The following is a 20804-nucleotide window of genomic DNA, read 5'->3' as shown; positions in this document are numbered from 1 at the left end:
GCCCGGCCTTCTGCGGCTGTTCCCTTGAGTGCATGCTGAACCCCCTCGGTCCCCTCCGCCCCTTTATACCGGGGGTGCCGGCGAGCGTGGAGGGCAGTTGCGGCCGGGCGCACGGAAGTTGGCCCCTCAGGGCATCGGTTCTGCACTGCGGGGCCGCGAGCCCAGGCCCCCTCCCGGCCGGGGCTGCGGCAGAGATCCACCGAGCCGACCCCGGGACTCCGCCGACCTCCCCGCCGGAATCGTGGAGACACGACCGCGGCGCGGACGGCAGCACCGTGTGCCGCCGTACGCGCCACCGGTGCGATCGGCCCGTCAGGCCCCGGTGGGTGTCACCGCGCACTGGTCGTCGTTGACGACGGCGAGGTACTGCTCGGCGACGAGGACATCGATCTTGTAGTCCTTCTCGCCGAGTTCCTTGGGCTTGAGGGCCTTGTCGAGCCACTCCTGGATTCCGCCGCCGGGCATCCCGTAGAAGGCCGCGACGTGTCCTCGCCGGACGTCGAACGGCTTCAGCACGGACAGGCAGTGGTAGACCTCGCCGTCGTCCGGGTCGGGGTTGAGCGAGTCCGGCGTCAGCGAGCGCTGGGTGAACGGTGTGCCGGGGTCGGAGAGGTAGCCGCCGTGGAGCGCGCCGAAGCGGTCGAGCCTGGTGCCGACCGGCACCGTCCACAGCGTCTCGTCGACCACGCCGTTGATCTGCTGGAAGCCGCGGTCGGGAGCGAAGGCCCAGTCGCCGCTCTGCTTCGGGTCGGTGTTGGCGTACAGCGTCACGAAGTGCGGGGCGCTGAGCCCGCCGAAGCGCTGGTAGCCCCTCAGCAGGGTGGCGGTCGGCTCCGTGTTCGGCAGAGCGGCGGGGCCGAGGCGGGACTGCCCGCAGTAGTACAACTCCGGGTGGGGGTCCGCGGGGCCGTCCGGGCATTCGGCGGAGCGGACGACTCCGGCACCCGCCGACCGGCCTGCGGCGTCCTCCGCGACCGCCGCTCCGGCGAGCGGCAGGGCGCAGGCGAGGGAGAGGGAAAGGGAGAGGGCGAACATCGGGCGAAGGCGCACGGCGTGCTCCGTTCCTTGAGGTGTGGGGTGTCGTGGGTGCGGTGGGGCACGAGGATTCGTCCGCTGCCCGTCGACGCTGCCGGGGGCTCTTCCCGTCGCCATGGGTGTCCTTGGCCGCGGTGGAGCCGACCGAGGTCCCGTGGGGGACTTCGACCTCCGACGCGGTGCGGACATCGCACCGTCTCCCCGAAGTCCGTCATTCGTCCACGGACGATAGGGTCGGCCGGCTGCCTCGGCGGCAAGCCACGCCGGGCTCGCGGCGCGGGCCAGCCGACCAGCCCTGCGGACTCGGCCGATGGCGGCGCTCCCGTCCCCGGACGCCGGGAGTTCCATCAGGGGACCCGCGTCCGAGCAGCCGGACGTGCCCCCGGACATGCCCGTGGGCGGCGAAGCGAAGAGCCGGCCGGGCGCCGCGGGAACGCGGTGCCCGGCCGGCTCACGGCCGCCGGTCTCCCCGGTGCTACGGCGCCGGGCTGAGCTTCTTCCACGGCCGGCCGCCGTTCGCCTCCGCCGTGCCGGGGGCGACCGTGGTGTACCACTGGGCGTACCAGTAGGAGCCCTGGTACTTCACGAACGCGGCCGTCGAGGCGGCCGGGTCGCCGGTGAGCAGGTGGGTCTCCCGGGCGGTGGCGCCGCCGGCGAGTTCGATGTCGCCGCCCGCGGCCGAGCGGAGCTTGAACAGGCCGTTGTGCTTCGGCCCGCCGGGTGCTCCCTCACTGCCGTTGTCGGCGATCGGGACGAGCCGCCGCTTCTGTTCGGCCCGCCCGTCGCACCCCACGGAGGCGAGGTCCTGCCGGGAGGCGGTGGCGGTCGGGCACCGGCCGCCGCCGGCGATCGTGTAGAGGCCGCCGCCCGCCGGCTGGATCCGCCAGTACTGGTTGGCGTTCTGCTCCATCAGTTCCACGAGGTGGGCGCGGGACTGGTCGGGGTTGTTGTCGATCATCATGGGCTTGCCGGCGGGGCTGTCGCCGTACTCGAACATCCAGCCCTTGTCCCCCTTGTCGTACATCCGCCACAGCCGTCCGCCGTCGGGCCGGTAGACCTGGCCCTGCTTCCAGTCCGGTGCCTGGCAGGAGCTGCCCGCGGCGGGGGCGGGCGGTGTGACGGTCCGGACGTCGCGGCGCTGGTCGCCGGTCGAGCCGTACTCCCGGCCGCCGATCCTGAACGTCACGTTGGACGGCCCGGTGATCGGCAGGTAGTACTTCAAGTCGATGTCCCGGGACTTGCCCGGCGCCAGGTCCTCGCAGTAGCCGAGGGTGAGGGTGAGCCGGTGGAAGTCGCCCTTGAGTCCGCCCGTGTTGGGGCCGGTGTGGCCGGGGACGAGGCCCTTCATCTCCTTGTAGTCGTTGTCCTTGACGACCGGCGGCATCGAGGTGGGCAGGTCGAGGGCGATCTCGGTGCCCTGGGCGAGCGTGACGCCGGAGTTGTTGGTGATCCGCAGCTTCGGCTGGACGGGGTAGAAGTCCTTCTCCCCGGTGGGGAAGTCCACCAGTTCGGCCTTGACGTCGATCACCTCGGCCGGTTGCGGCCGCCCGCCGGCCTTGGTGTTGCCGGTGGCGCCGGCGCCCTTGAAGGCGTTGTCCAGGCGGGTGGTCAGGTCGTAGCCCATGCCCCACTCCCCGCCCGGGCGTTGGGTGTAGTCGCCGGCGAGTTCCCAGATCATCGCGCCGCCGATGCCCTTGTCGACGATGTAGCGGGCCTTGGCGTCGAGCGACTTCTCGTTCTCGGTGGAGAGGAACACCTTCTTGGCGTCGTTCCACAGCCAGGGCGACTGGAGGGCGTCCGAGTACTTCTCCGCGTACGTGCCGGTCAGCTGTCCGCTCGGCAGGTTGGTGTCGACGCCGTAGGACCGCAGGTAGCCGGGGGTTCGGCCGTCCTGGAGGTTCTTGGTGTGCCACAGCGGGTTCGACCCGGCGCCGACCTCCCGCTCGTTCTCCAGGTCGTGCCAGACGTTGTCGATCCCGACCGCGCCCGTCCCGCAGGACTGCGCGTTGGCCGGGCCGCGCCCGCCGGTGCCCAGCGGGCACTGGGCCTGGTCCGGCATCGCGGCCGTTCCCCACAGCCCGTCCGTGCCGCCCTGGACGTCGCGCCAGCCGCGGGAGTAGTACGGGATGCCGAGGTTGATCCGGCCGGCCGGCAGCGCGCCGCGGTCGATCAACGTCTCGTCAATCGCCGCGCACAGGGCCGGCTCCGCCCGCACCGGAGCGGGCGGACCGGGCCTCCGCGACCGCGCAGCGGATCCACCACGCGAGGACGTAGAGGGCCAGGGCGGCGATCAGGCCGGCGCCCGCGCCCTTCGCCGCGTCGGACAGCACGCCTTCGAGCAGGCCGGCCGACGACAGCCCGGTCGTCTCCGCCTCCGGGCCGGCGAGCCATCGCCAGGCGTGGGCGGCGGCTCCGGCGGCCGCGAACAGGGCCATCGCGAGCAGGACTTGGCGGCGCGGACCACGGACCGGCCGGGGGCGACCGGAGCCGGGGCGGAGGTGCTCCCGCCTGCGCCACGCGTACAGCGCGATGGCGACCAGGCCGCCGATGGTGCTCGCGTGCTGCAGGGCCCGCGCCCAGGTCAGGCCGCCCACCAGCGTGGATGCCAGCCAGGGTGTACGGGTGACCACGAAGCCGTCCACGTGGGTGAACGCGTCCCAGACCAGGTGGGTGGCGATGCCGATCAGCGCGGACAGGACGATCCACCCGGCCCGACGGACCGGCGCAGCAACTGCCCCCGACGGCGGCCACGGCACGGACGACGGCAGCAGGGACACCAGCGGGCGCCGGGCGGCACGGAGCAGCGCCCCCAGCAGGAGCGCGTACGGCAGGGTGATGGCGGCGACGCCCGAAACGCCGTGCGTGGTGGTGGCGTTGGCGAAGGGCTCGTACCAGGACTGCGCGCTGACGGGCAGTCCCGTGGCGACCAGGAAGTAGGGCAGGTCCGGTGCGACGGCTCCGGCGACCAGCGCCGTGCGACTGAAGGGCCGCCGCATCAAGGGCAGTACCGCCGCGGGGTGGGACAGGGTGAACGGCATGGGCATCCACTCGCCCGGACCCAATAGTCCGTCGAACGGAATGCTACGTCAAACGGACTATCAGGGGCGCGGCTGGCCCACCCATGTCCGACTTCGATGTTCGACAGCGGCAACCCACCGGGACCGACGGGCACTCAGGCCGACAGGCACAGCTCAGGCCGAGGAACGCACCCGGTTCCGCCGCAGGCGACCGACGAGCAGCATGGCCACCGCTGCCGCCGACACCACGGCCACCAGGCACGCGACGGCCGTTGCGTCACCCCACGCGGTGACGAAGGCGTGCGCCAGCAGCGGCGGGGACGCCAGGGCGATGGCCGCCGACTCGCGCCCGCCCCGCGACCCGCTGCGCCAGGTCAGTACGACCCCGGCCGCGGCGAGGACGAGCAGCGGCCAGCACCCGTAGTCGGTGCTGACCCACGGCACCGCGTGGGAATCGACGAGCGCCCGCGGCACGACCACGAGCGCGACCACGGCACCGGCCAGGCCCGCCGGTCCCGCGCGGCCCGCACGACCGCGTTCCACCCGCCGGTCCGGCGGGCAGGCGAGCACCACGGCCGCCGACAGGACCGCCGCGACCGGGGTGGCCACCGGGTCGCCGAAGGCCGGCCCGCTGACCACCGCGGCCGCCGCGAAGGACAGCAGCCCGGCCACTGTGCACGGCACCCCCGCCCGCCACCGTCCGGCCAAGGCCGACGCCGCCCCCACGAAGACGAACAGGGACGACACGAGCAGCACACCCCACGCCCCCGACAGGTCCACTCCGAGCTGCAGCCCCCACGGGGCCGGGGAGGCGACGAGGCTCGCGTACCAGCGCAGCAGATGCAGGCCGCACCCGGCGGCAGCGGCGGCCAGGGCGAAGGGGTAGGCCAGGCCCAGGACCCGCGCGGCCCGGGCCGCCGGGCCCGCTCCCAGCCGCATCCGCAGCGCGTGCGCCGCCAGACCCGCGCCGTCGCGCAGCCGCGAGCCCAACGGCTCCCCCGCCGTCATCTCCCGGAAGGTCGCGGCGATCTCCTCGCCGTGGGCCTGCCGGTAGGCGGCGGGATACAGCCGCACCACACGGTCGATCACGTGGCGGACGGCGACGGCCGCGCGGCCGACAGCCGGCGGGTGGCCTCCCTCGCCGTCTCGGCCAGCCGCTCGGCCTCCGCCGCCAGCCGCTCCCGTCCCGCCGGGGACAGGGTGAAGATCCGCCGGGCCCGGCCGTCGACGATCTCCTCGCGTTCGACCTCGATCATGCCGTCGGCCAGCAGACGGTCCAGGGCCCCGTACAGGGCGCCCGTACGCAGCGAGACACGGCCGCCGGTCATCGCCTTGACCTCCTGCGCGATGGCGTACCCGTGCCGCGGTGCGTCCGCGAGGGCTGTCATCACCATCACGGTCGGCTCTTGCATCACGCGCTCACTCACCCGACGAAGATAGTCACTCCGCCGGAGCATCTCAACGCGGCGGGCCGCGTCGCGGCCGCCGGGCGGCCCGGCACCGCCCGGCACCGCCCGGTTCGACCTCGGCGGCTCGCCCGTGTCGACGCAACCCGCGCCGACGTCACCCCTGCCGCGCCGCCGCTCCGCTCACACGCCGCCGGCCGCGCGCCGGTAGCTGCGACCGTCGCGGGTGCGGGTGAGCCGCCCGCTCTCCACCAGGTAGCGGCGCAGCGCCGAGCAGTCGTCGTGCACGGTGCGCAGGGCCTCGTTGACCTCCGGCTCGCCGTACTCCCGCGCCGGCTCGAAGAGGGTGGCGAGGTGGTCGAGCAGCGCGGCACGGGGACCCGTCTTGCGCGGGATCGCCGTCAGCCGGCCGCCCCGGAACAGGGCGGCCAGGTGCGCGGGCGGCTCGGACATCGGTGACTCCTGTGCAGGTCGGCGGTCCTTCGGGTGCTTCGTCTCGTGAGGCTGCCAGAGCGCGACGCCGCGAGTCATCCGGTTTTCCGCCGGCCGGGGACTCCGTATCGGCAACGGCTGACCTCGTTTCAGGCACGGAGTCCGTGACAGGCGCGATCGGTGACCGACCGGCTGTCCCGAACCGGCTGGCGTGAGGGAGAATGTCCGGCATGACGACTTGAGGAGCACCGACCGGACGGCACTGGCGAAAGGTCGCGACCTGGGGCACGGCCCCCGAGGGTGATCGACGTGTCTGTGCCGCCTGCGGAACGTCCGTCCGCTCGTATCACTACCGCTTCCACCCGTCCGGGTCCGCCTTGTTCGAGCGCTGCATCGGGCTCGCCTGGTGTTCGGGCTGCCGGGTCTACTCCAGCAACCTGGTTCACGTTCCCCGGCGGCAGGTCCTGGTCGACCCTCTCGCTTCGCTTCCGCCTGAACAACGAGAGCGACTTCTGCGTTCCGAGGTGCGCCTGATCGACTTCCTGGACCGTCGGCCCCGACGCGGCGGAGATCAGCAATCGAACGGTGGATCGTGAGCCCGTGGTCGCATGCCGGGTTGCTGTTGAACCGAGTCCCGCCTCGACGGGGTGGGCCCGGGCGGGCTTGCTGTCCCGAGCGAGTGGTCGACGTGAGCTGTCGACACCTTCCGAGCGGTCGACACCGAGCACGTGTTGAACATGTTCAAATCTACTGCCATGATGAGACCGTTTCGGCGGCAGCCGGCCCGTCCACACGCCGACGGCCAGGTACTTCGCTGTGCGCCGGACGGGAAGGAGAGCAACGGCACATGGACAGGGCAGCGGTGCACACGAGGAGGGCTCGCGGTACGCATGCCGCAGCATGGGTGCTGGTAGTGGCATCCTGCGTTGCAGCGGCGCCGGGCTGCGGAATCCTCGGATCACGGCCGGACGAGGCCTTGATCAGCCAGAGCGACCTGGTCGGCGCCTGGACGAACGGCAGAGGCATGACGCTGTGGTTCGACACCGACCACCGTCTGACCTCCCGCACACCGACCGGTTCCTGCAATCTCGACGGAACCTGGCAGTTCTACGTCCGCGACTCCGACACCTCCAGCCACTCCGACCGGACCGCGACCGAGGGCTACGACGTATCCGTTCAATTCCCCGGCACCGCCAGGCAGTCGTCCGGGTGCGTCATCAACCCGGGTGCCTTCAGGCAGGACGGCGAATACGTCCTGTGCCTCGTCGACGATCCCGACACCTTCTGCGCGGACGACGAACTCCTGCACAAGACCCCGGAGCCCAGCGCACAGACAGCAAGCACACCGAACACCCCCGCCCACGCCGGCCCCTGACCGCGCCGCCGAGCCGCCGAGCCGCCGAGCCGCCGAGCCGCCGAGCCGCCGGCCCAGGCTCCGGCCATGTGCCCACCATTCCCGGTCACGGAATTCGAGCCGCTGCCCGAGAAGGCTCTGGCACGAGTCCTGCGGAGCCGTCACGACGTGTGCTGGTTCACGGCGGAGGAATCGGGCCCGGGAACGGCCCGCAGACCCCTCGGGGAGGCCAGAGCCCGGAGGGGAGGTCCTGCTGGGCCCCGAGGAAGTAGTCCACCCCCTCCTCGAACAGAGCCGTCTCGACGACTGCCCGCAGCGGACCCCGAGCCTCGATGGGAACCGGGTACACGCTGGCCATCATCCACTCGTCATCGCCGAGCTCGAACAGGCCCCTCACCCGGAGAAACTGCTCTCGCGTCACCGTGACGGACGAGCAGAGCCACTCATCGGGGCCGAATCCCTCCAGCACCCACCTGAGATTGCGGCCGCCCTCGAACGGATACTCCTCATTCATCAGCCGATCCTACGGCGCTCACGCCGTCGGCCGCCCGCCCCGTCTAACTCGTGCGGCCCGGCGCATCCCTCGCTGCCGGGCCGCACGAGCACCCGCTGCCGGCCCGGGCGCCGCGCCGGACCCGGCGTCAGGGCCGGGTCCGGTGCGGCATGCCGGGTGGGCCGTGCGCCGTGGGTCAGCGCACGGTGACGGTGAACACGGGCGAGGCGGTGCTTCCGCTGATGATGCGCAGCTCGTTCAGGCCCTTGATGCCGAGCTTCACGCCGAGGGAGTAGGAGCCAGCGCTGGTCGTGGTGACGGAGGCGGGCAGGGTGACCCACGCGCCGTGCTGCTTCTGCTGCAGGGTCACCGTGCTTCCCGCCTTGAGGCCGGTGGTCGTGCCGGTGACGCGGAACAGCTGCCACGCCTGGACGGTGGAGACCGACGGCTTGGCGGTGATGCCGGCCTGCGCGGTGGCGGCCGCGGGCCGGGTGGCGGGCACGGGCTGGGAGACGGGGGCGGCGGCCATGGCGGTGCCCGCCACGGCGAGGGAGGCCGCGGCCAGGGTGGTCACGGCGGCCAGGCGCAGGGAGTTCCGCTTGGAGACGATCACGGTGTGTCCTTTCCAAGGTGGATCCGGCCCGAAGGCACGATCGGTGCGGCTCGGGCCCTGTCATCTGTGGAGACGCCCCGCGCCCCACTCGGGTTGTGGACGAAACGTCACCACCTTGTAACAGTAAGCGATTTCGCGGGGAGAGGGATGGTCCGGCGGCTCGACCGCGCCGGTTCCGCCGGCAACTCCGTTGGCCTGTCGTCGTCGCAGTCCTGCGGCCAGGGGGATGCGGCGGACTTCCCGCGCACCGCAGGCGAGTTGGCTAGACTGCGGCGGGCCTGGCATGATCACCAATGAAGGGGCAGGGAATGAGCACCGACGAGACCGTGGCGACGGCCGCCGAGTTCGGATCCGATGAATCGGCCGCCCTGCACATACGCCAGGACGTTCCGCACAGCGCCCGGATGTACGACTACTTCCTCGGCGGCAAGGACAACTTCGCGGTCGACCGCGAGGCGGCCGAACGCGTCCTGACCGTCTTCCCCACCATGCGCACCGCGGTCCACGCCAACCGCGCCTTCATGCACCGCGCCACCCGGGCGCTGGCCCGGCGCGGTCTGCGCCAGTGGCTGGACATCGGCACCGGCATCCCCACCTCGCCGAACCTCCACGAGGTCGCCCAGGCCGTGGAGCCGGCGGCCCGCGTGGTCTACGCCGACAACGACCCCGTCGTGCTGGCCCACTCCCGCGCCCTGATGACCAGCACCCCCCAGGGCCGCACCGCCTACGTCCACGGCGATGTCCACGACCCGGCCGCCATCCTGGCCACTCCCCAGGTCGCCGCGACCCTCGACCTCACGCAGCCCGTGGTTCTGTCGATGGTGGCCCTGCTCCACTTCGTCCCGGACCTCGGCGACGCCCACGCCATCGTCAAGCACCTCCTGGACCCGCTGCCGTCCGGCTCCGCGCTCGTCCTCTCCCACGCCACGGCCGAACTCGACCCGTCCGGCGCCTCCAAGGTGCAGGAGATCTACAACCAGGCCGGCACCTCCCTGCGGCTGCGCCACAAGGACGAGTTCGCCACCTTCTTCTCCGGCCTGGACCTCCTCGACCCCGGTATCGTCCCCGCCCACCGCTGGCACGGCGACGACACCGACGTCGCCACGGACGCTCTGCCCGCGACCGTCACCGACGCCCAGGTCTCCTTCTACGCGGCCGTCGCCATCAAGCCCTGACGCCCGCGGAGTCGGGAGCATGACGATCCGTGGCGTGAGCACCGGCAGGTGGTCACGCCACGGCCCCGGCCACGCGGACGCGGGCGCGCCATGAGAACCGGGCGCGCCGCTCTGTCGGGGCCGGGCAGCGCGCGCTCAGGGCCGGGCAACGCGGTCAGGCCGGGCAACGCGGTCAGGCCGAGCCGGGCGGCCGGCTCGGCGTCGGTGCGGGCGGCCGTCCGAGCCAGCGGGCCGGGCGGCAGGAGGCGGTGTCGGCCGGACCGGTCCCTGACGGGCACACCTGCGCCCGGGCGGAGGGAATCGATTTCTCGGACTCCGGGCCCTCGGGGAGGTACGCGTATTCCACGATCGTGAGTTCCCGGCCGCCGCCGAAGTCCACGAACCGCTGGTGCAGCGGCCCGAAGACGTGGTCGTCGTCGCCCTTGATCACGACCTTCCTCGCATCACCGGGGAAGACGGTGAAGATCGCCCACCCGCCGAGCCAGATCGGGACCGGCTGGTCCGCCAGGGAGTCGAGCGAGGTACCGATGACGACCTTGGTGACGCCGTCGCCCTTCCTGATCGTGGCGAGACACTCCACCTCGCCGTCTCCGAGCCACACCGCGGCCGCGTGGCTGCGTCCGATTCCGTTGTCCAGGACCACCATGTCCGTCAGGGCGGGCACCGGACAGGCCTCGGGGCTCGCACCCGGTAGGGCCAGACTGTCGACGATCCACTGCGCCGACGCCGGGGCGGCCGGCGACAGCACGACCCCGTGCCCGGCCGGCGCCGGCCGCACGACGACGGTCGGCGAGGGCAGCCCGCCGTCGCCCCAGTCGCCGCCGCCCTGGCCCGTACAGGCCGCGGCCCCCAGCACCAGCGCCAGCACCGCCGCCCGCCCCGTCGCCCACGCCGTCCGTCCCACTGCGCCTCCCCCGCGCCGTACTCTCCTCCCAGTCTTCCCGCCGCGGCGGCCCGGAAGCGTCCGTGAACAGCAACAACCCGGCATCGAAGGCCAGTTGAATGGACGCGACCGCCACAGGGCGGGAACGGGGCACCTGACGTCCCGCTCGGGGAGAGCTCCGACACGGGGGACCCGATCACCGAGTGCGCGCCGGGAGGCGGCCCGCCCCTGGGGTGTCAGTGGCTGCACCTATCCTCTTGCTCATGAGCCGCACCACCCCGCCCCGCCCGGTCGACGTGACCGCGCACTTCCCCGAACTCGCGCCGATGGCCCGCACCGTCGTACGACTTCACCCCCGCGCCGGCGAACCGAGCGCGGCGGAGAGTTCGATCGGCGGGCCCTTGCTCTGGCCCGAGCGGGAGCCATGGCCCACCTGCCCGGAGCACGGTGGCCCCTCGCAGTTCGGCGCCACTCCCGAGGACGTACGGCTGAAGCGCCGGATCATCGCCGAGATGTGGTGCCGGCCCGACACCGGCGGGGGCGACCCGCTGAGCCCGGAGGAGCGCGCGACGGTGGAGCGCGTCCACCGGGGCTCGGAGATCGCCCAGAGCGGACCGGTCCCGATGGTGCCGGTGGCCCAGCTGTACGCCGCCGACGTCCCCGGTCTGCCGTGCCCGGACGGCACCGACCTGCTGCAGGTGCTCTGGTGCCCGTTCGACCACGACGACGAGGACTGCCTGCCCCGTACCGAATTGCGCTGGCGGGCCGCCGCCGAGGTGACCGACCCGCTCGACACGGCCCCGCAGCCATCGGTGATCGGCAACGAGGAGTACCTCCCCGCGGCGTGCGTCCTGCACCCCGAAACGGCCACCGAGTACCCGGCCCCGCACGAACTGCCGAAGGAACTGCGGGAACGGATCCACGCGTGGGAGGACCGGCACGACCTCGTCTACCAGTACGACCTCGCCGTCGCCCCGGGCTGCAAGGCGGGCGGCCACGCCCCGTGGAGCTTCTCCGACCCGGGCCACCCGATGGCCTGTGCCGAGTGCGGCTCCGGCCTGCGCCCGCTGCTGACCCTCAACGGCAACGAGTGGGACGGCGGCAGCGGAAGCTGGCGACCGGAGGAGGAGTCCGGCTACACCGGCCCGCACTCCCTCGGCCCGGCCACTGCCACCCAGCTCGGCATCGGCCGCAGCGGAAGCCTTCAGGTGTATGTGTGCACGACCTCCTCCGAGCACCCGCACCTGCAGAACAACCAGTGACACGCGCTGTGCGGAAAGCCCGGACGGCCCGGCGGCCGGTCGCGGCCGGTCGCGGCCGGATCGGACGACGAGGACGGTTCGAAGCGGTAGCCGGTTCCCCGACGGTGCCCGGGTTTTCAGTTCCGGCTGCCGGGCCGGCTGTCCCCTCGCTGGTACGACGCTGAGCCCGGACTACGACGCTTGGCCCGAACGTCGGGGCCCGGTCCGGTGAGCACCGGACCGGGCCCCGACGTCCGCCCGCACTGCCGCTGTCAGCGCAGCGAGTCCGCGAACTCCACCAGCAGCTCGTTGACCGCCTCCGGCTCGTCCACGTGGGCCGGGTGCCCCGCCCCCGGCACGACGGCCGCCCGGGCGAGCGGGCTGAGGGCAGCGGTGGCGTGGGCGTGCTCGGCGGGCCAGAACTGGCTCTGCTCCCCCGCGACGATCAGCGCGGGCACGGTGATCCGGGAGACGACGTCCCGCCAGTCCTGGCAGGCGTGGTCGAACATCAGCGGGAAGGTGTCCGGCGTGATGTCCCGCACCGCGCCCCTGCCTCCGGCCGCACGGATCTTCGCGTCGACCTCCTCCTCGCTCTGCCAGGCCCGGCCGCGCCCGGTCCCGAGGACGTTCGCGGGGTCGAGGAAGAAGGTCCCGAGGTTCTCCATCGTCAGCCCGTAGAAGCCGTGCTCCCAGCCCGGGTCGTTGACCATCTTCGGGCTCTGGTCGATCGAGACGATCCCGGCCAGCCGCTCGCACCCGAAGAGGCTCGCGTACGCCCAGGCGTGGCTGGCACCCATCGACTGGCCGGCCAGCAGCACGCCCTCCAGTTCCAGGTGCGCCAGCAGTTCCTGGACGTCCTTGCCGCCGCGCGACGTCCGCAGACCGTACGGCGGCCGGTCCGAGCCGCCCGCCCAGCGGCGGTCCAGCGAGACCACCCGGTACCCGGCCCCGCGCAGCGCGCCCCACTGCAGCGCCCAGTCGTCGGCGGGCTGCCCGTAGCCCGAGACCAGGACGACCGGACGGCCCTCGCCCTCGTCGTAGTAGTGCAGCGTGACGTCGTCCGTTGTGACAAAGCGCGGCATGGGCCGACCTCCGGATCGCGGTGGGAACAGGGACGGAAGCGTCCCGCGCCCGACCGTAGACGCTGTGCGTTTGTCGGCGGCGACAGTTTTCGACATCCGGATCCTGGTCCGCCCGCCATGGTCCCGAGGTCCGCCGGGAGAGACCGTGGACTGCGACGGCCCGGCCCACCCACGACCTGCCGCCGAATCGAGTGTGGATCACAACCGAGGAGCCCGCCGTGCGCCGCGACCAGGGGCCGCAGCACGCGACCATCCCGTTGACCGCGCGCCCGCGAATTTTGGACTAGACCAATGCCGATCCGGTCAACTCCTTCACACCTTCTCCATCCACCCCGCCCCTCCTCGTAGCGTGTCCACGCCTCGCACAACGCGCGGCCACCGCCCGGGGAGAGATCTGTGAACTCGCTTACGGTCAAGGCTCGTTGGACCATCGCCCTCGCGGCGTCCACCGCACTCCTGTGCGCCGTTCCGGCCGGCGCCGCCACCGCCGGCACAGCCGACACCGCCGTCGGGTGGCGGGCGTTCGGCATCGCCGTCAGTGCCGACGGCAACCGCGCCTACGTCGCCGCCGAGGACCGCGTCGGCGCCGACCACCCCGGCTTCCTGCGCACCGTCGACACCCGCACCGGCGCGGTCCTGGCCCAGACCCCGCTCAGCCAGGACGGCCCCCTCGGCCGGCCCGCCCTCAGCCCCGACGGCAACCGGATCTACGTCCTCGCCGCCGACCACCTGCTCACCGTCGACCTCGCCACCAGCACCGTGCTCTCCCGCACGCCCGTCGACACCCCGCGCGCGATCGCCGTCAGCGCCGACGGGTCCCGGGTGTTCGTCACCCAGCAGGGCTCCTCCGGCCCCGGCCGGGTGCTGGTCTTCGACACCGTCGCCCGCTCCTTCACCGGAGCCGTCACGCTCGGTGACCCGGACGTCGACGGGATCGCCCTCCACAATGGCGGCGCCGCCGCCTACGTCGCCACCGGCGCGGGCGTCGTCCACCTCGACCTGACCACTCCCGTCCCGACCGTCACCGGCACCGTCCAGCCGCTCGCCGCCGCGACCGAGGTCACCGCCTCCCGCGAGGGCACCCGCCTCTACGCCCTCGGCAGCCGCTCCGCCCAGGGCTCCGGCTACGAGCTCAACCCCTTCACCGACACCTCCCGCACCGCCTTCACCCTCGGCGGCCCGGCCACCTCCGCCGACACCCACCTGGTGTCGGTCTCCCCGGACGGCAGCCGCCTGTTCGTCCTCAAGGACGGCTGGAAGCCCTCCGCCACCGTCCTGGTCTACGACACCGCCACCAACACCGCCCTCCCCGACGCCAACCTCACCGGCTTCGGCCTCGACGGCGTGGGCGCCACCGCCCTCGGCCCCGACGGGCACACCCTCTACCTGGCCGGCTCGCGCGGCGAGACCAGCTACCTGAAGGCCGTCGTCCTCTGACCGTCCGACGGGCGGGTGTGCGGGCCCTGCGCCGCCCGCACACCCGCCCGCCCGCACACCGGCCTGTTCACACCGGCCTGTTCACGCCCGCCCGTTCACGCCCGCCGATGTCGGTGCCCCCCGCTACGGTCCTCCCCATGAACACCGAATCCGCCACCCGGTACGAGCCGTTGCCCGGACGGGTCGGCCACGTCGCCGCCGTCGAGTCGCTCACGCTCGACGGGCGCCGCCACTTCTTCGGCTTCGACCACCGCAGCGACCTGGTCGTCTCGCCCCTCATCGAGGACCCGGACGCCATGGCCGCGTTCGCCGCCGCCCACCTGCGCCAGACCGACGGCCCGCACGATCCGGCGTACTGGGCCGTGCTGGTCGCCGACGCCGTCGACGGCTCCGACCTGGTCGGCGACAACGCCGACCGGACGTTCACCACCGACGGCCTGCGCACCGAGCTCCCGGAGCCGGGCGGCCATCTGCTCTACCTCCTCGACGCCGTCACCGACCTCGACGTGGAAACGGGCCTGTCCGCCGACGTCGACCGGGCCTGCGGGCGCCTGGGCCACGCCGGACCGCAGGACGACGACTTCGCCGACACCGTCGACCACTGCCTGGAGACCGTCATCGCCCACGGCCCGTTCCACCGTCCCGACGAGTGGACGGTCGTCCGCGGCCATCTCACCGCCGCGATCGCCGCCCTCCCCGGCAACTGGGGCCTGCTGTTCGGCCCCCTCGCCGAGGGCCTGGCCCGCACCGACTGAGCCGCCGCACCGACCGAGCCATCGCCCCGGGCTGCCGCCCGCACACCGCCCCGCCGCGGGAGCCGGTCCCCCGGGGTACGGCCTCGTTGAGTCCCGTCGGGTGATCTCAGGGCGCGGGTTCCGCATCGGCCGGTCGATTGCTCGCATAGTCGGACCGTCATACCCGCCGATGACGGGACGGTCCGACGATGCGATTTCCGCGCCGAGAGTTTCTCACCGCCGCCACCGCCCTGCTGCTCGCCCTCACGGGGTGCGGGGCACCGCAGGCCCGGCAGACCGCGCCGTCGCCGCTGCGCGACCCGAGCGCCGCGGCCACGCCGACCCCGCCGGGGCCACGGGCGTTCACCCTGGTCGCGACGGGGGACGTCCTGCCGCACACCGAGATCATCCGGCAGGCCGCGGAGGACGCCGGGGGCAACGGCTACGACTTCACCCCGATGCTCGCCGGCGTCAAGCCGGTCATCAGTGCCGCCGATCTCGCCATCTGCCACATGGAGACGGTGTACGGCCCCGACGGTGGGCCCTTCACCGGCTACCCGTCGTTCAAGTCGCCCCCGCAGATCGCCCGGGCGCTCAAGGACGCCGGATACAGCTCCTGCGACACCGCCTCCAACCACACGCTCGACGACGGACCCGCCGGCATCCGGCGCACGCTCGACGCCTTGGACGCCGTCGGCCTCAAACACACGGGCTCCGCCCGCGACGCCGACGAGGCGGGCAGCCCCGCGCTGCTCACGGCGGGCGGCGCCACGGTGGCCCAGCTCGCCTACACCTACGGCACCAACGGCATCCCGCTGCCGCAGGGGCAGCCCTGGGCGGTCAACCTCATCGACCGGGAGCGGATCCTCACCGACGCCAGGACCGTCCGGGAGCAGGGGGCGGACATCGTGGTGGTCAGCCTCCACTGGGGCACCGAGTGGCAGGACGCCCCGAACGACCAGCAGCTCGCACTCGCCCGCGACCTGGCCGCCGAGCAGAGCCCCGGCCGGCCCGACATCGATCTGATCCTCGGCACCCACGCCCACATCCCGCAGGCGTACGAGAAGATCGGCGACACCTGGACGGTCTACGGCCTGGGCGACCAGCTCGCCGGGCACATGTTCAACTACACCGGCGCTGAGGACCCGCGCGGAAACTGGAGCTCGATCGCCCGGTTCACCTTCTCGCCGCCCGCCCGGCCCGGGCAACGATGGGCCGTCACCAAGGCCGAGTTCGTCCCGCAGCTGACGGACCTCGGTCCGCCCTACCGGGTCCTCGACCTGACCGAGGCCGTCCACCACGCACCCGGCCGCGGCGACTACGCCCGGGCCCTGGAGCACATCCGGACGGTCGTGCTGAGCCGCGGGGGCGCCTCGGCAGGACTGACCTCGGCCCCCTGAGCGGACGGCCCCCGAGCGGTCCGGCGTGCACGGGCGGCACCGGAACCGCCCTGCACCCACGGACGGCACCCGAACCGCGCTGCACCCGCGGGCGGCACCGGAACCGTCCGACGCGCACCACTCCCGGTGTCACGCCAACAGCGCCTCGAACCGGTACTCGGGCGCGGTCAGGGGCTGCTCGGACCAGATGACCTTGCCCCGGGCCGTGTACCTGGTGCCCCACCGCTCGGCCAGCTGCGCCACCAGGAACAGGCCCCGGCCGCCCTCGTCCGTGGTGGCGGCGTAGCGCAGGTGGGGCGCGGTGCTGCTGCCGTCGGAGACCTCGCAGACCAGGCTGCTGTCCTTCAGCAGCCGCACCCGGATCGGCTCGGCTCCGTAGCGGATGGCATTGGTGATCAGCTCGCTGAGGATCAGCTCGGCCGTGAAGGTCAGCTCCTCCAGTCCCCAGGCCGTCAGCCGCTCGACGCACTCGTTGCGGACGCGGGACACGGCGGCGAAGTCGAACGGCACGTCCCAGACGGCCACCCGGTCGGGGTCGAGCAGCCGGGTGCGCGCGACGAGGAGGGCGATGTCGTCGCTGCGCCGCGGTGGGACCAGCGCGTCGAACACCGCCCGGCAGGTGTCCTCCGGGGACCGGTGGTCCTGGGCGCCGGTCAGCGACCGGCGCAGCTCGTCGAGCCCGGTGCCGAGGTCGCGGTCGCGGTTCTCGACCAGCCCGTCGGTGTAGAGGACGAGCGCGGTACCGGGTTCCAGCCGCAGCTCGGTGGTCTCGAAGGGCAGTCCGCCCACGCCGAGCGGCGGGCCGGCCGGCAGGTCGGCGAACTCCACACTGCCGTCGGGGCGGACCAGCGCGGGCGGAGGGTGCCCCGCCCGCGCCATGCTGCACTGGCCGGAGACCGGATCGTAGATCGCGTACAGGCAGGTCGCCCCGGTGACGGGCACGTTCTTGCCCTCCTCCGCCGTCCCGGCCTCCTCGTCCTGGTCGAGTCGGGTGACCAGTTCGTCGAGGCGGGCGATCAGTTCGTCCGGGGGCAGGTCGAGGGCGGAGAAGTTGAGCACGGCGGTGCGCAGCCGGCCCATGGTGGCGGCGGCGTGCAGGCCGTGGCCGACGACGTCGCCGACGACCAGGGCCACCCGGAAGCCGGGCAGCGGGATGACGTCGAACCAGTCCCCGCCGACCCCGCGCAGCGCGGGCAGGTAGCGGTAGGCCACCTCCATGGCGCTCTGCTCGGGCAGCCCCCGGGGCAGCAGGCTGCGCTGCAGGGTCTCGGCCATCCTGTGCTCACGGGTGTAGCGGCGGGCGTTGTCCACGCAGATCGCCGTGCGGGCCACCAGTTCCTCGACGACGGAGAGGTCCTCGTCGTCGAACGGCGCGGATTCACCGGCCCGCCAGAAGTTGACCGTGCCCAGGGTCAGGCCGCGCGCCCGCAGCGGCGAGGTGATCAGCGAGTGCGTTCCGTGCGGAAGCACCGGGTCGGCGGCCTCCGGGGCGTCCGTCCGCCGGGCCTGCTCATGGCGCAGGTCCTCGGCCAGCGCGGCGGGCCCGGTCTTCAGGACTGTCTCGTGCGGGGCACCGGGGAGCGGGCTGAGCTCCGTGCCCACGGGCATGAACGGCCAGTCCTCGCCGCGGCCGGCGGTGGCCGCGCGGTGGAGTCGCGGGCCGTGCTCGATGCCGAGGTCCGGGTACAGCTCCTCGCCGCGCAGCACGGGCTCGGCGAGGTCGACCGTCGTGAAGTCCGCGAACCGCGGAACGACCACGTCGGCCAGCTCCTGCGCGGTCCGTGTCACGTCCAGGGTGGTACCGACGCGCAGCCCCGCGTCGTAGAGCAGCTGCAGCCGGGCCCGGGCCGCCTCGGCCTGCCCGGCCAGGGCCCGCAGGTCGGTGGTGTCCCGGACGGTCGCGACGCTGCCGGACCCGCCGCCGTACGGTGCGGTGGGGCGGTTGTTGACGGCGAGCAGCCGGTCCCCGGCCCGGTGCACCTCGTCGGTCGCGGTGCGCCCGGAGGCCAGCAGCCCGGCCAGTCCCGGGTCGAGCCCGAGTTCGTCGACCGGCCGTCCTTCCACTCGGGGCGGCAGCTCCAGCAGTCGCCGGGCCTCGTCGTTCGCCAGCAGGACCCGTCCGTCCCCGCCGACGATCAGCACGCCCTCGCGGACCGCGTGCAGCACCGCGTCGTGGTGCTCGTACATCCGCGTCATCTCGGCCGGGCCCAGGCCGTGTGTCTGGCGCCGCAGCCGCCGCCGCACCAGCAGCGCCCCGCCCATGCCGACGGCGAGCGCTACCGCCGCGCCGCCGAACAGCACCGGCAGCTGCCGGGTCACCGCCGTGCCCACGTGCGCGACGGTGATTCCGACCCCGACCGCTCCGGCGACCGAGCCGTCCGGTCGGGTGACCGGCGCTCCGGACTCCACCACCCGCCCGACGGGCGTCTGGAAGCTGTCGGTGGTCGGGCCCATGAGGGAGCGCGCGAACGGCCCGATCACATGCTTCCCGATCAGGTCGGGGGTCTGGGCCGTGTAGCGGATCCCCTCCGGGTTGGCGAACACGACGTAGTCGAAGCCGCCCTGCATCACGATCTTGTCGGCCAGCGGCTGCAGCACCGCGGTCGGATCGGGCCCGTCCATCGCGCTCACCACACCGGGGGCCTGCGCCAGGGCGACGGCCGCGGCACGGGTACGGCCCGCGGCCACGCCCGTGGCGTAGCTCCGGGCCTGCAGGACGAGCGTCGTCAGCGCGGCTCCGACCAGCAGCGCCACCACGACCAGCAGACACACGAACACCTGGCCGGCGACGCTGCGCACGCGCAGCCGCGAGCGCAGGCCGCCCCGGGGCGGCCGCTCCTTCCCGGGTCCGCCCGGGTCCGCACCCGCGGCGTCATGGCCGTCCGCTGCGCGCATCGGCCCGGATCAGCTTTCGACGCGGTCGTTCATGCCGGTCTCCCGTCGTCCGACGGCTGAGAGGAGTTCCGAGGCAGTGGCACCATCCTCGGCCGGACGCCGCCTCGGCTTTCAGCCTAGTACCGGGCCCTCGGCCGTGCCTCCACAGCCGCCGGGGCCGAGGGCCGCACGGGCGGCGCGGGGCCGAGGGCGGCGCGGGGCCGAGGGCGGTGCGGGGCCCGGCTGCCGCCTGCGGTCGTCCGAATCGCCGGGGAGCGGGCAGGCGCCGCGCGGGTCCGCCGGGACGGGCCGTCCTGCTCCTCGTGCCGCGACCGGCCCGGGCGGGTGCCGAATCACCAGCGGGCGGCTTCGACCTCACCTCTCCCGCCCCCTGGAAGCATGGCCGATGCCCTGCCAAACTGCCTGCCTCACAGCCTACTTGGAGAGGAACGAGCCATGACGAACGGCGAAGCGCAGAGACCGCCGGCGCACCGGCTACGGGCACTGCTCGGCCTGCTGGTCCTGGCCGCGGCCGCGCTGCTGGCCGGTCCGGTGCCGTCCGCCGCCGCGGCGGGCGGCGAGGCGGAGGCGTACTACATCGGGGACGACGGGGGCCTGTGGAGCTACCAGTACTCGGACACCGCCGGCAGCTGGAGCACGGCCGCTCGGCGCGGGCCGGCCGCGCTCGCCCCGCCGGGCGCGCGGGTGGCGGCGGTACGGACCCCCGGTCACCGGCCCGCGGTCTACTTCACCGCGACGGACGGCTCACTGTACGAGTACTGCGCGGACAACCCGGGCTCGGCGCCGTTCTCGATCAGCGGCCCGGCCACGGCCGAGCCCGGCGGGCGGATCACCGCCGCGTGGGCGGGCACCCGGCTGACCCTGGTCACCGGTACCTGGACGGGCGCCACAGCGGCGGCGGCACCGGCGGTCCCGCAGTTCAACGACGCGTGCCTCCCGATGACCGTCGACTGGCGCCAGCTCCCCGCCCCCGCCCTTCCGTCCTCGGAGGCGGCCTCCTTCGCCGTCACCGGCCGCGCCGGGATCTTCACGGTCGGCGACAGCGGCGTGGTGACCGTCGGCTGGACGTCGCAGGCCACCGGCGGGCTGACCAGCTACGCCATCGCCCCGGCGGGCAGCGCCCGACCGGGCGGCGGCATCGCGGTGGCCCCCGGCACCACCTCCGGCACCGTGTCGGTGTTCTTCGCCGGCCGTGACGGACGGCTCAACCTGGCGACGGTCGGCGCGGGATCCGGGCGCATCGGCTCCCTCCAGGCGAACACCACCGCCCCGACGGGCAGCGTCCCGGACGGCGCCGTCGTCTCGGCGGCCAGGAACGCGGCCGGCACCGCCGTCGGCTACGTCGCCGCCGACGGTTCCATCACCCTCGCCCACCTGTCCTCCGCGGGCCTGTGGCAGAGCACCGAGGCGATCAGCGCCACCGGCTTCTCCAGCCCCGGCAGCTCGGTGGCCATCTCGGACGTCGACGGCTACCCGGCCTGCGGCACCAACGGCCCCCGGGTCGTGCACTTCGGGCCCGTCCGCGGCCCGTCCCCCGATCCGTGGGTCACGGCCGGCCTGAACGCGACCGTCGGCGCCGCCATGACCTTCGTGTAGGCGCGACACGG

18 protein-coding genes are annotated in these 20804 nt (G+C 73.5%); 7 read left to right on the top strand and 11 right to left on the bottom strand.

Features of this window, described 5'->3' with window-relative positions; genetic code table 11:
• Positions 1 to 312: 312 nt before the first annotated feature.
• The 6 genes from ACFVUY_RS11505 to ACFVUY_RS11480 all read right to left on the bottom strand — a co-directional run bounded on the left by ACFVUY_RS11505 (position 313) and on the right by ACFVUY_RS11480 (position 5911).
• Positions 313 to 1050: a TNT domain-containing protein gene (locus ACFVUY_RS11505; RefSeq protein ID WP_387684142.1), complete on the bottom strand. Its 738-nt coding sequence runs from the start codon at positions 1048 to 1050 to the stop codon at positions 313 to 315.
• A gap of 460 nt (positions 1051 to 1510) precedes the next feature.
• On the bottom strand, positions 1511 to 3250 hold the full coding sequence (locus ACFVUY_RS11500; protein ID WP_387729300.1) for a chitinase C-terminal domain-containing protein: 1740 nt from the start codon (positions 3248 to 3250) through the stop codon (positions 1511 to 1513).
• The gene (locus tag ACFVUY_RS11495; RefSeq protein ID WP_387729297.1) at positions 3216 to 4073 is read right to left on the bottom strand and encodes a DUF4184 family protein; all 858 of its coding nucleotides are present in this window, start codon (positions 4071 to 4073) and stop codon (positions 3216 to 3218) included. The genes ACFVUY_RS11500 and ACFVUY_RS11495 overlap by 35 nt, the downstream gene beginning before the upstream one ends.
• 153 nt (positions 4074 to 4226) lie before the next feature.
• The gene (locus tag ACFVUY_RS11490; protein ID WP_387729295.1) at positions 4227 to 5141 is read right to left on the bottom strand and encodes a hypothetical protein; all 915 of its coding nucleotides are present in this window, start codon (positions 5139 to 5141) and stop codon (positions 4227 to 4229) included.
• Positions 5138 to 5479, bottom strand: a complete 342-nt coding sequence (locus ACFVUY_RS11485) for a PadR family transcriptional regulator (protein ID WP_387729292.1) — start codon at positions 5477 to 5479, stop codon at positions 5138 to 5140. Before ACFVUY_RS11485 ends, ACFVUY_RS11490 begins: the two co-directional genes overlap by 4 nt.
• Before the next feature lie 162 nt (positions 5480 to 5641).
• Positions 5642 to 5911, bottom strand: coding sequence for a DUF2087 domain-containing protein (locus ACFVUY_RS11480; RefSeq protein ID WP_387729289.1), 270 nt, complete (start codon positions 5909 to 5911; stop codon positions 5642 to 5644).
• Positions 5912 to 6737: 826 nt separating this feature from the next.
• Here ACFVUY_RS11480 and ACFVUY_RS11475 point away from each other — a divergent pair.
• The gene (locus ACFVUY_RS11475; RefSeq protein WP_387729287.1) at positions 6738 to 7265 is read left to right on the top strand and encodes a hypothetical protein; all 528 of its coding nucleotides are present in this window, start codon (positions 6738 to 6740) and stop codon (positions 7263 to 7265) included.
• 157 nt (positions 7266 to 7422) lie between these two features.
• Here ACFVUY_RS11475 and ACFVUY_RS11470 read toward each other — a convergent pair whose 3' ends face one another.
• Together ACFVUY_RS11470 and ACFVUY_RS11465 are read right to left on the bottom strand one after the other, a co-directional pair.
• Positions 7423 to 7758 carry a hypothetical protein gene (locus tag ACFVUY_RS11470; protein WP_387729285.1) on the bottom strand — a complete coding sequence of 112 codons (336 nt, stop codon included), beginning with the start codon at positions 7756 to 7758 and terminating at the stop codon, positions 7423 to 7425.
• A 175-nt stretch (positions 7759 to 7933) separates the two neighbouring features.
• Positions 7934 to 8350, bottom strand: coding sequence for a hypothetical protein (locus tag ACFVUY_RS11465; RefSeq protein WP_387729282.1), 417 nt, complete (start codon positions 8348 to 8350; stop codon positions 7934 to 7936).
• Between the two features lie 308 nt (positions 8351 to 8658).
• Between ACFVUY_RS11465 and ACFVUY_RS11460 the strand changes: the two genes are divergently transcribed.
• Complete coding sequence (locus tag ACFVUY_RS11460; RefSeq protein ID WP_387729280.1) at positions 8659 to 9525, top strand: SAM-dependent methyltransferase; 867 nt, start codon at positions 8659 to 8661, stop codon at positions 9523 to 9525.
• A 172-nt stretch (positions 9526 to 9697) separates the two neighbouring features.
• On the opposite strand, the gene ACFVUY_RS11455 is transcribed toward ACFVUY_RS11460, so the two are convergent.
• Positions 9698 to 10429, bottom strand: coding sequence for a hypothetical protein (locus ACFVUY_RS11455; protein WP_387729277.1), 732 nt, complete (start codon positions 10427 to 10429; stop codon positions 9698 to 9700).
• 242 nt (positions 10430 to 10671) lie between these two features.
• Here ACFVUY_RS11455 and ACFVUY_RS11450 point away from each other — a divergent pair, with 242 nt between their 5' ends.
• On the top strand, positions 10672 to 11670 hold the full coding sequence (locus ACFVUY_RS11450; protein ID WP_387729275.1) for a hypothetical protein: 999 nt from the start codon (positions 10672 to 10674) through the stop codon (positions 11668 to 11670).
• Positions 11671 to 11921: 251 nt separating this feature from the next.
• Here ACFVUY_RS11450 and ACFVUY_RS11445 read toward each other — a convergent pair whose 3' ends face one another.
• Positions 11922 to 12731: an alpha/beta fold hydrolase gene (locus ACFVUY_RS11445; RefSeq protein ID WP_387729273.1), complete on the bottom strand. Its 810-nt coding sequence runs from the start codon at positions 12729 to 12731 to the stop codon at positions 11922 to 11924.
• Positions 12732 to 13127: 396 nt separating this feature from the next.
• Here ACFVUY_RS11445 and ACFVUY_RS11440 point away from each other — a divergent pair, with 396 nt between their 5' ends.
• The 3 genes from ACFVUY_RS11440 (at position 13128) to ACFVUY_RS11430 (ending at position 16302) form a co-directional block, all read left to right on the top strand.
• On the top strand, positions 13128 to 14168 hold the full coding sequence (locus ACFVUY_RS11440; protein WP_387729270.1) for a hypothetical protein: 1041 nt from the start codon (positions 13128 to 13130) through the stop codon (positions 14166 to 14168).
• Positions 14169 to 14305: 137 nt separating this feature from the next.
• Positions 14306 to 14923: a hypothetical protein gene (locus ACFVUY_RS11435; RefSeq protein WP_387729266.1), complete on the top strand. Its 618-nt coding sequence runs from the start codon at positions 14306 to 14308 to the stop codon at positions 14921 to 14923.
• Between the two features lie 188 nt (positions 14924 to 15111).
• Positions 15112 to 16302, top strand: a complete 1191-nt coding sequence (locus tag ACFVUY_RS11430) for a CapA family protein (RefSeq protein WP_387684161.1) — start codon at positions 15112 to 15114, stop codon at positions 16300 to 16302.
• A 129-nt stretch (positions 16303 to 16431) separates the two neighbouring features.
• Here ACFVUY_RS11430 and ACFVUY_RS11425 read toward each other — a convergent pair whose 3' ends face one another.
• Complete coding sequence (locus ACFVUY_RS11425) at positions 16432 to 19197, bottom strand: SpoIIE family protein phosphatase (protein WP_387729263.1); 2766 nt, start codon at positions 19195 to 19197, stop codon at positions 16432 to 16434.
• A gap of 435 nt (positions 19198 to 19632) precedes the next feature.
• Here ACFVUY_RS11425 and ACFVUY_RS11420 point away from each other — a divergent pair, with 435 nt between their 5' ends.
• Positions 19633 to 20793: a hypothetical protein gene (locus ACFVUY_RS11420; protein WP_387729260.1), complete on the top strand. Its 1161-nt coding sequence runs from the start codon at positions 19633 to 19635 to the stop codon at positions 20791 to 20793.
• Positions 20794 to 20804 lie beyond the last annotated feature (11 nt).

The organism is Kitasatospora sp. NPDC058063, from assembly GCF_042885395.1.
Classification (GTDB): Bacteria; Actinomycetota; Actinomycetes; order Streptomycetales; family Streptomycetaceae; genus Kitasatospora; species Kitasatospora lactacystinica.
This window is presented reverse-complemented; position numbering and strand designations above follow the sequence as displayed.

Coding starts and splice junctions, on each gene's coding strand:
- ACFVUY_RS11495 (WP_387729297.1), bottom strand. CDS start 4,073: ATGCCGTTCACCCTGTCCCACCCCGCGGCGGTACTGCCCTTGATGCGG.
- ACFVUY_RS11480 (WP_387729289.1), bottom strand. CDS start 5,911: ATGTCCGAGCCGCCCGCGCACCTGGCCGCCCTGTTCCGGGGCGGCCGG.
- ACFVUY_RS11475 (WP_387729287.1), top strand. CDS start 6,738: ATGGACAGGGCAGCGGTGCACACGAGGAGGGCTCGCGGTACGCATGCC.
- ACFVUY_RS11470 (WP_387729285.1), bottom strand. CDS start 7,758: ATGAATGAGGAGTATCCGTTCGAGGGCGGCCGCAATCTCAGGTGGGTG.
- ACFVUY_RS11460 (WP_387729280.1), top strand. CDS start 8,659: ATGAGCACCGACGAGACCGTGGCGACGGCCGCCGAGTTCGGATCCGAT.
- ACFVUY_RS11450 (WP_387729275.1), top strand. CDS start 10,672: ATGAGCCGCACCACCCCGCCCCGCCCGGTCGACGTGACCGCGCACTTC.
- ACFVUY_RS11445 (WP_387729273.1), bottom strand. CDS start 12,731: ATGCCGCGCTTTGTCACAACGGACGACGTCACGCTGCACTACTACGAC.
- ACFVUY_RS11435 (WP_387729266.1), top strand. CDS start 14,306: ATGAACACCGAATCCGCCACCCGGTACGAGCCGTTGCCCGGACGGGTC.
- ACFVUY_RS11430 (WP_387684161.1), top strand. CDS start 15,112: ATGCGATTTCCGCGCCGAGAGTTTCTCACCGCCGCCACCGCCCTGCTG.
- ACFVUY_RS11425 (WP_387729263.1), bottom strand. CDS start 19,197: ATGCGCGCAGCGGACGGCCATGACGCCGCGGGTGCGGACCCGGGCGGA.
- ACFVUY_RS11420 (WP_387729260.1), top strand. CDS start 19,633: ATGACGAACGGCGAAGCGCAGAGACCGCCGGCGCACCGGCTACGGGCA.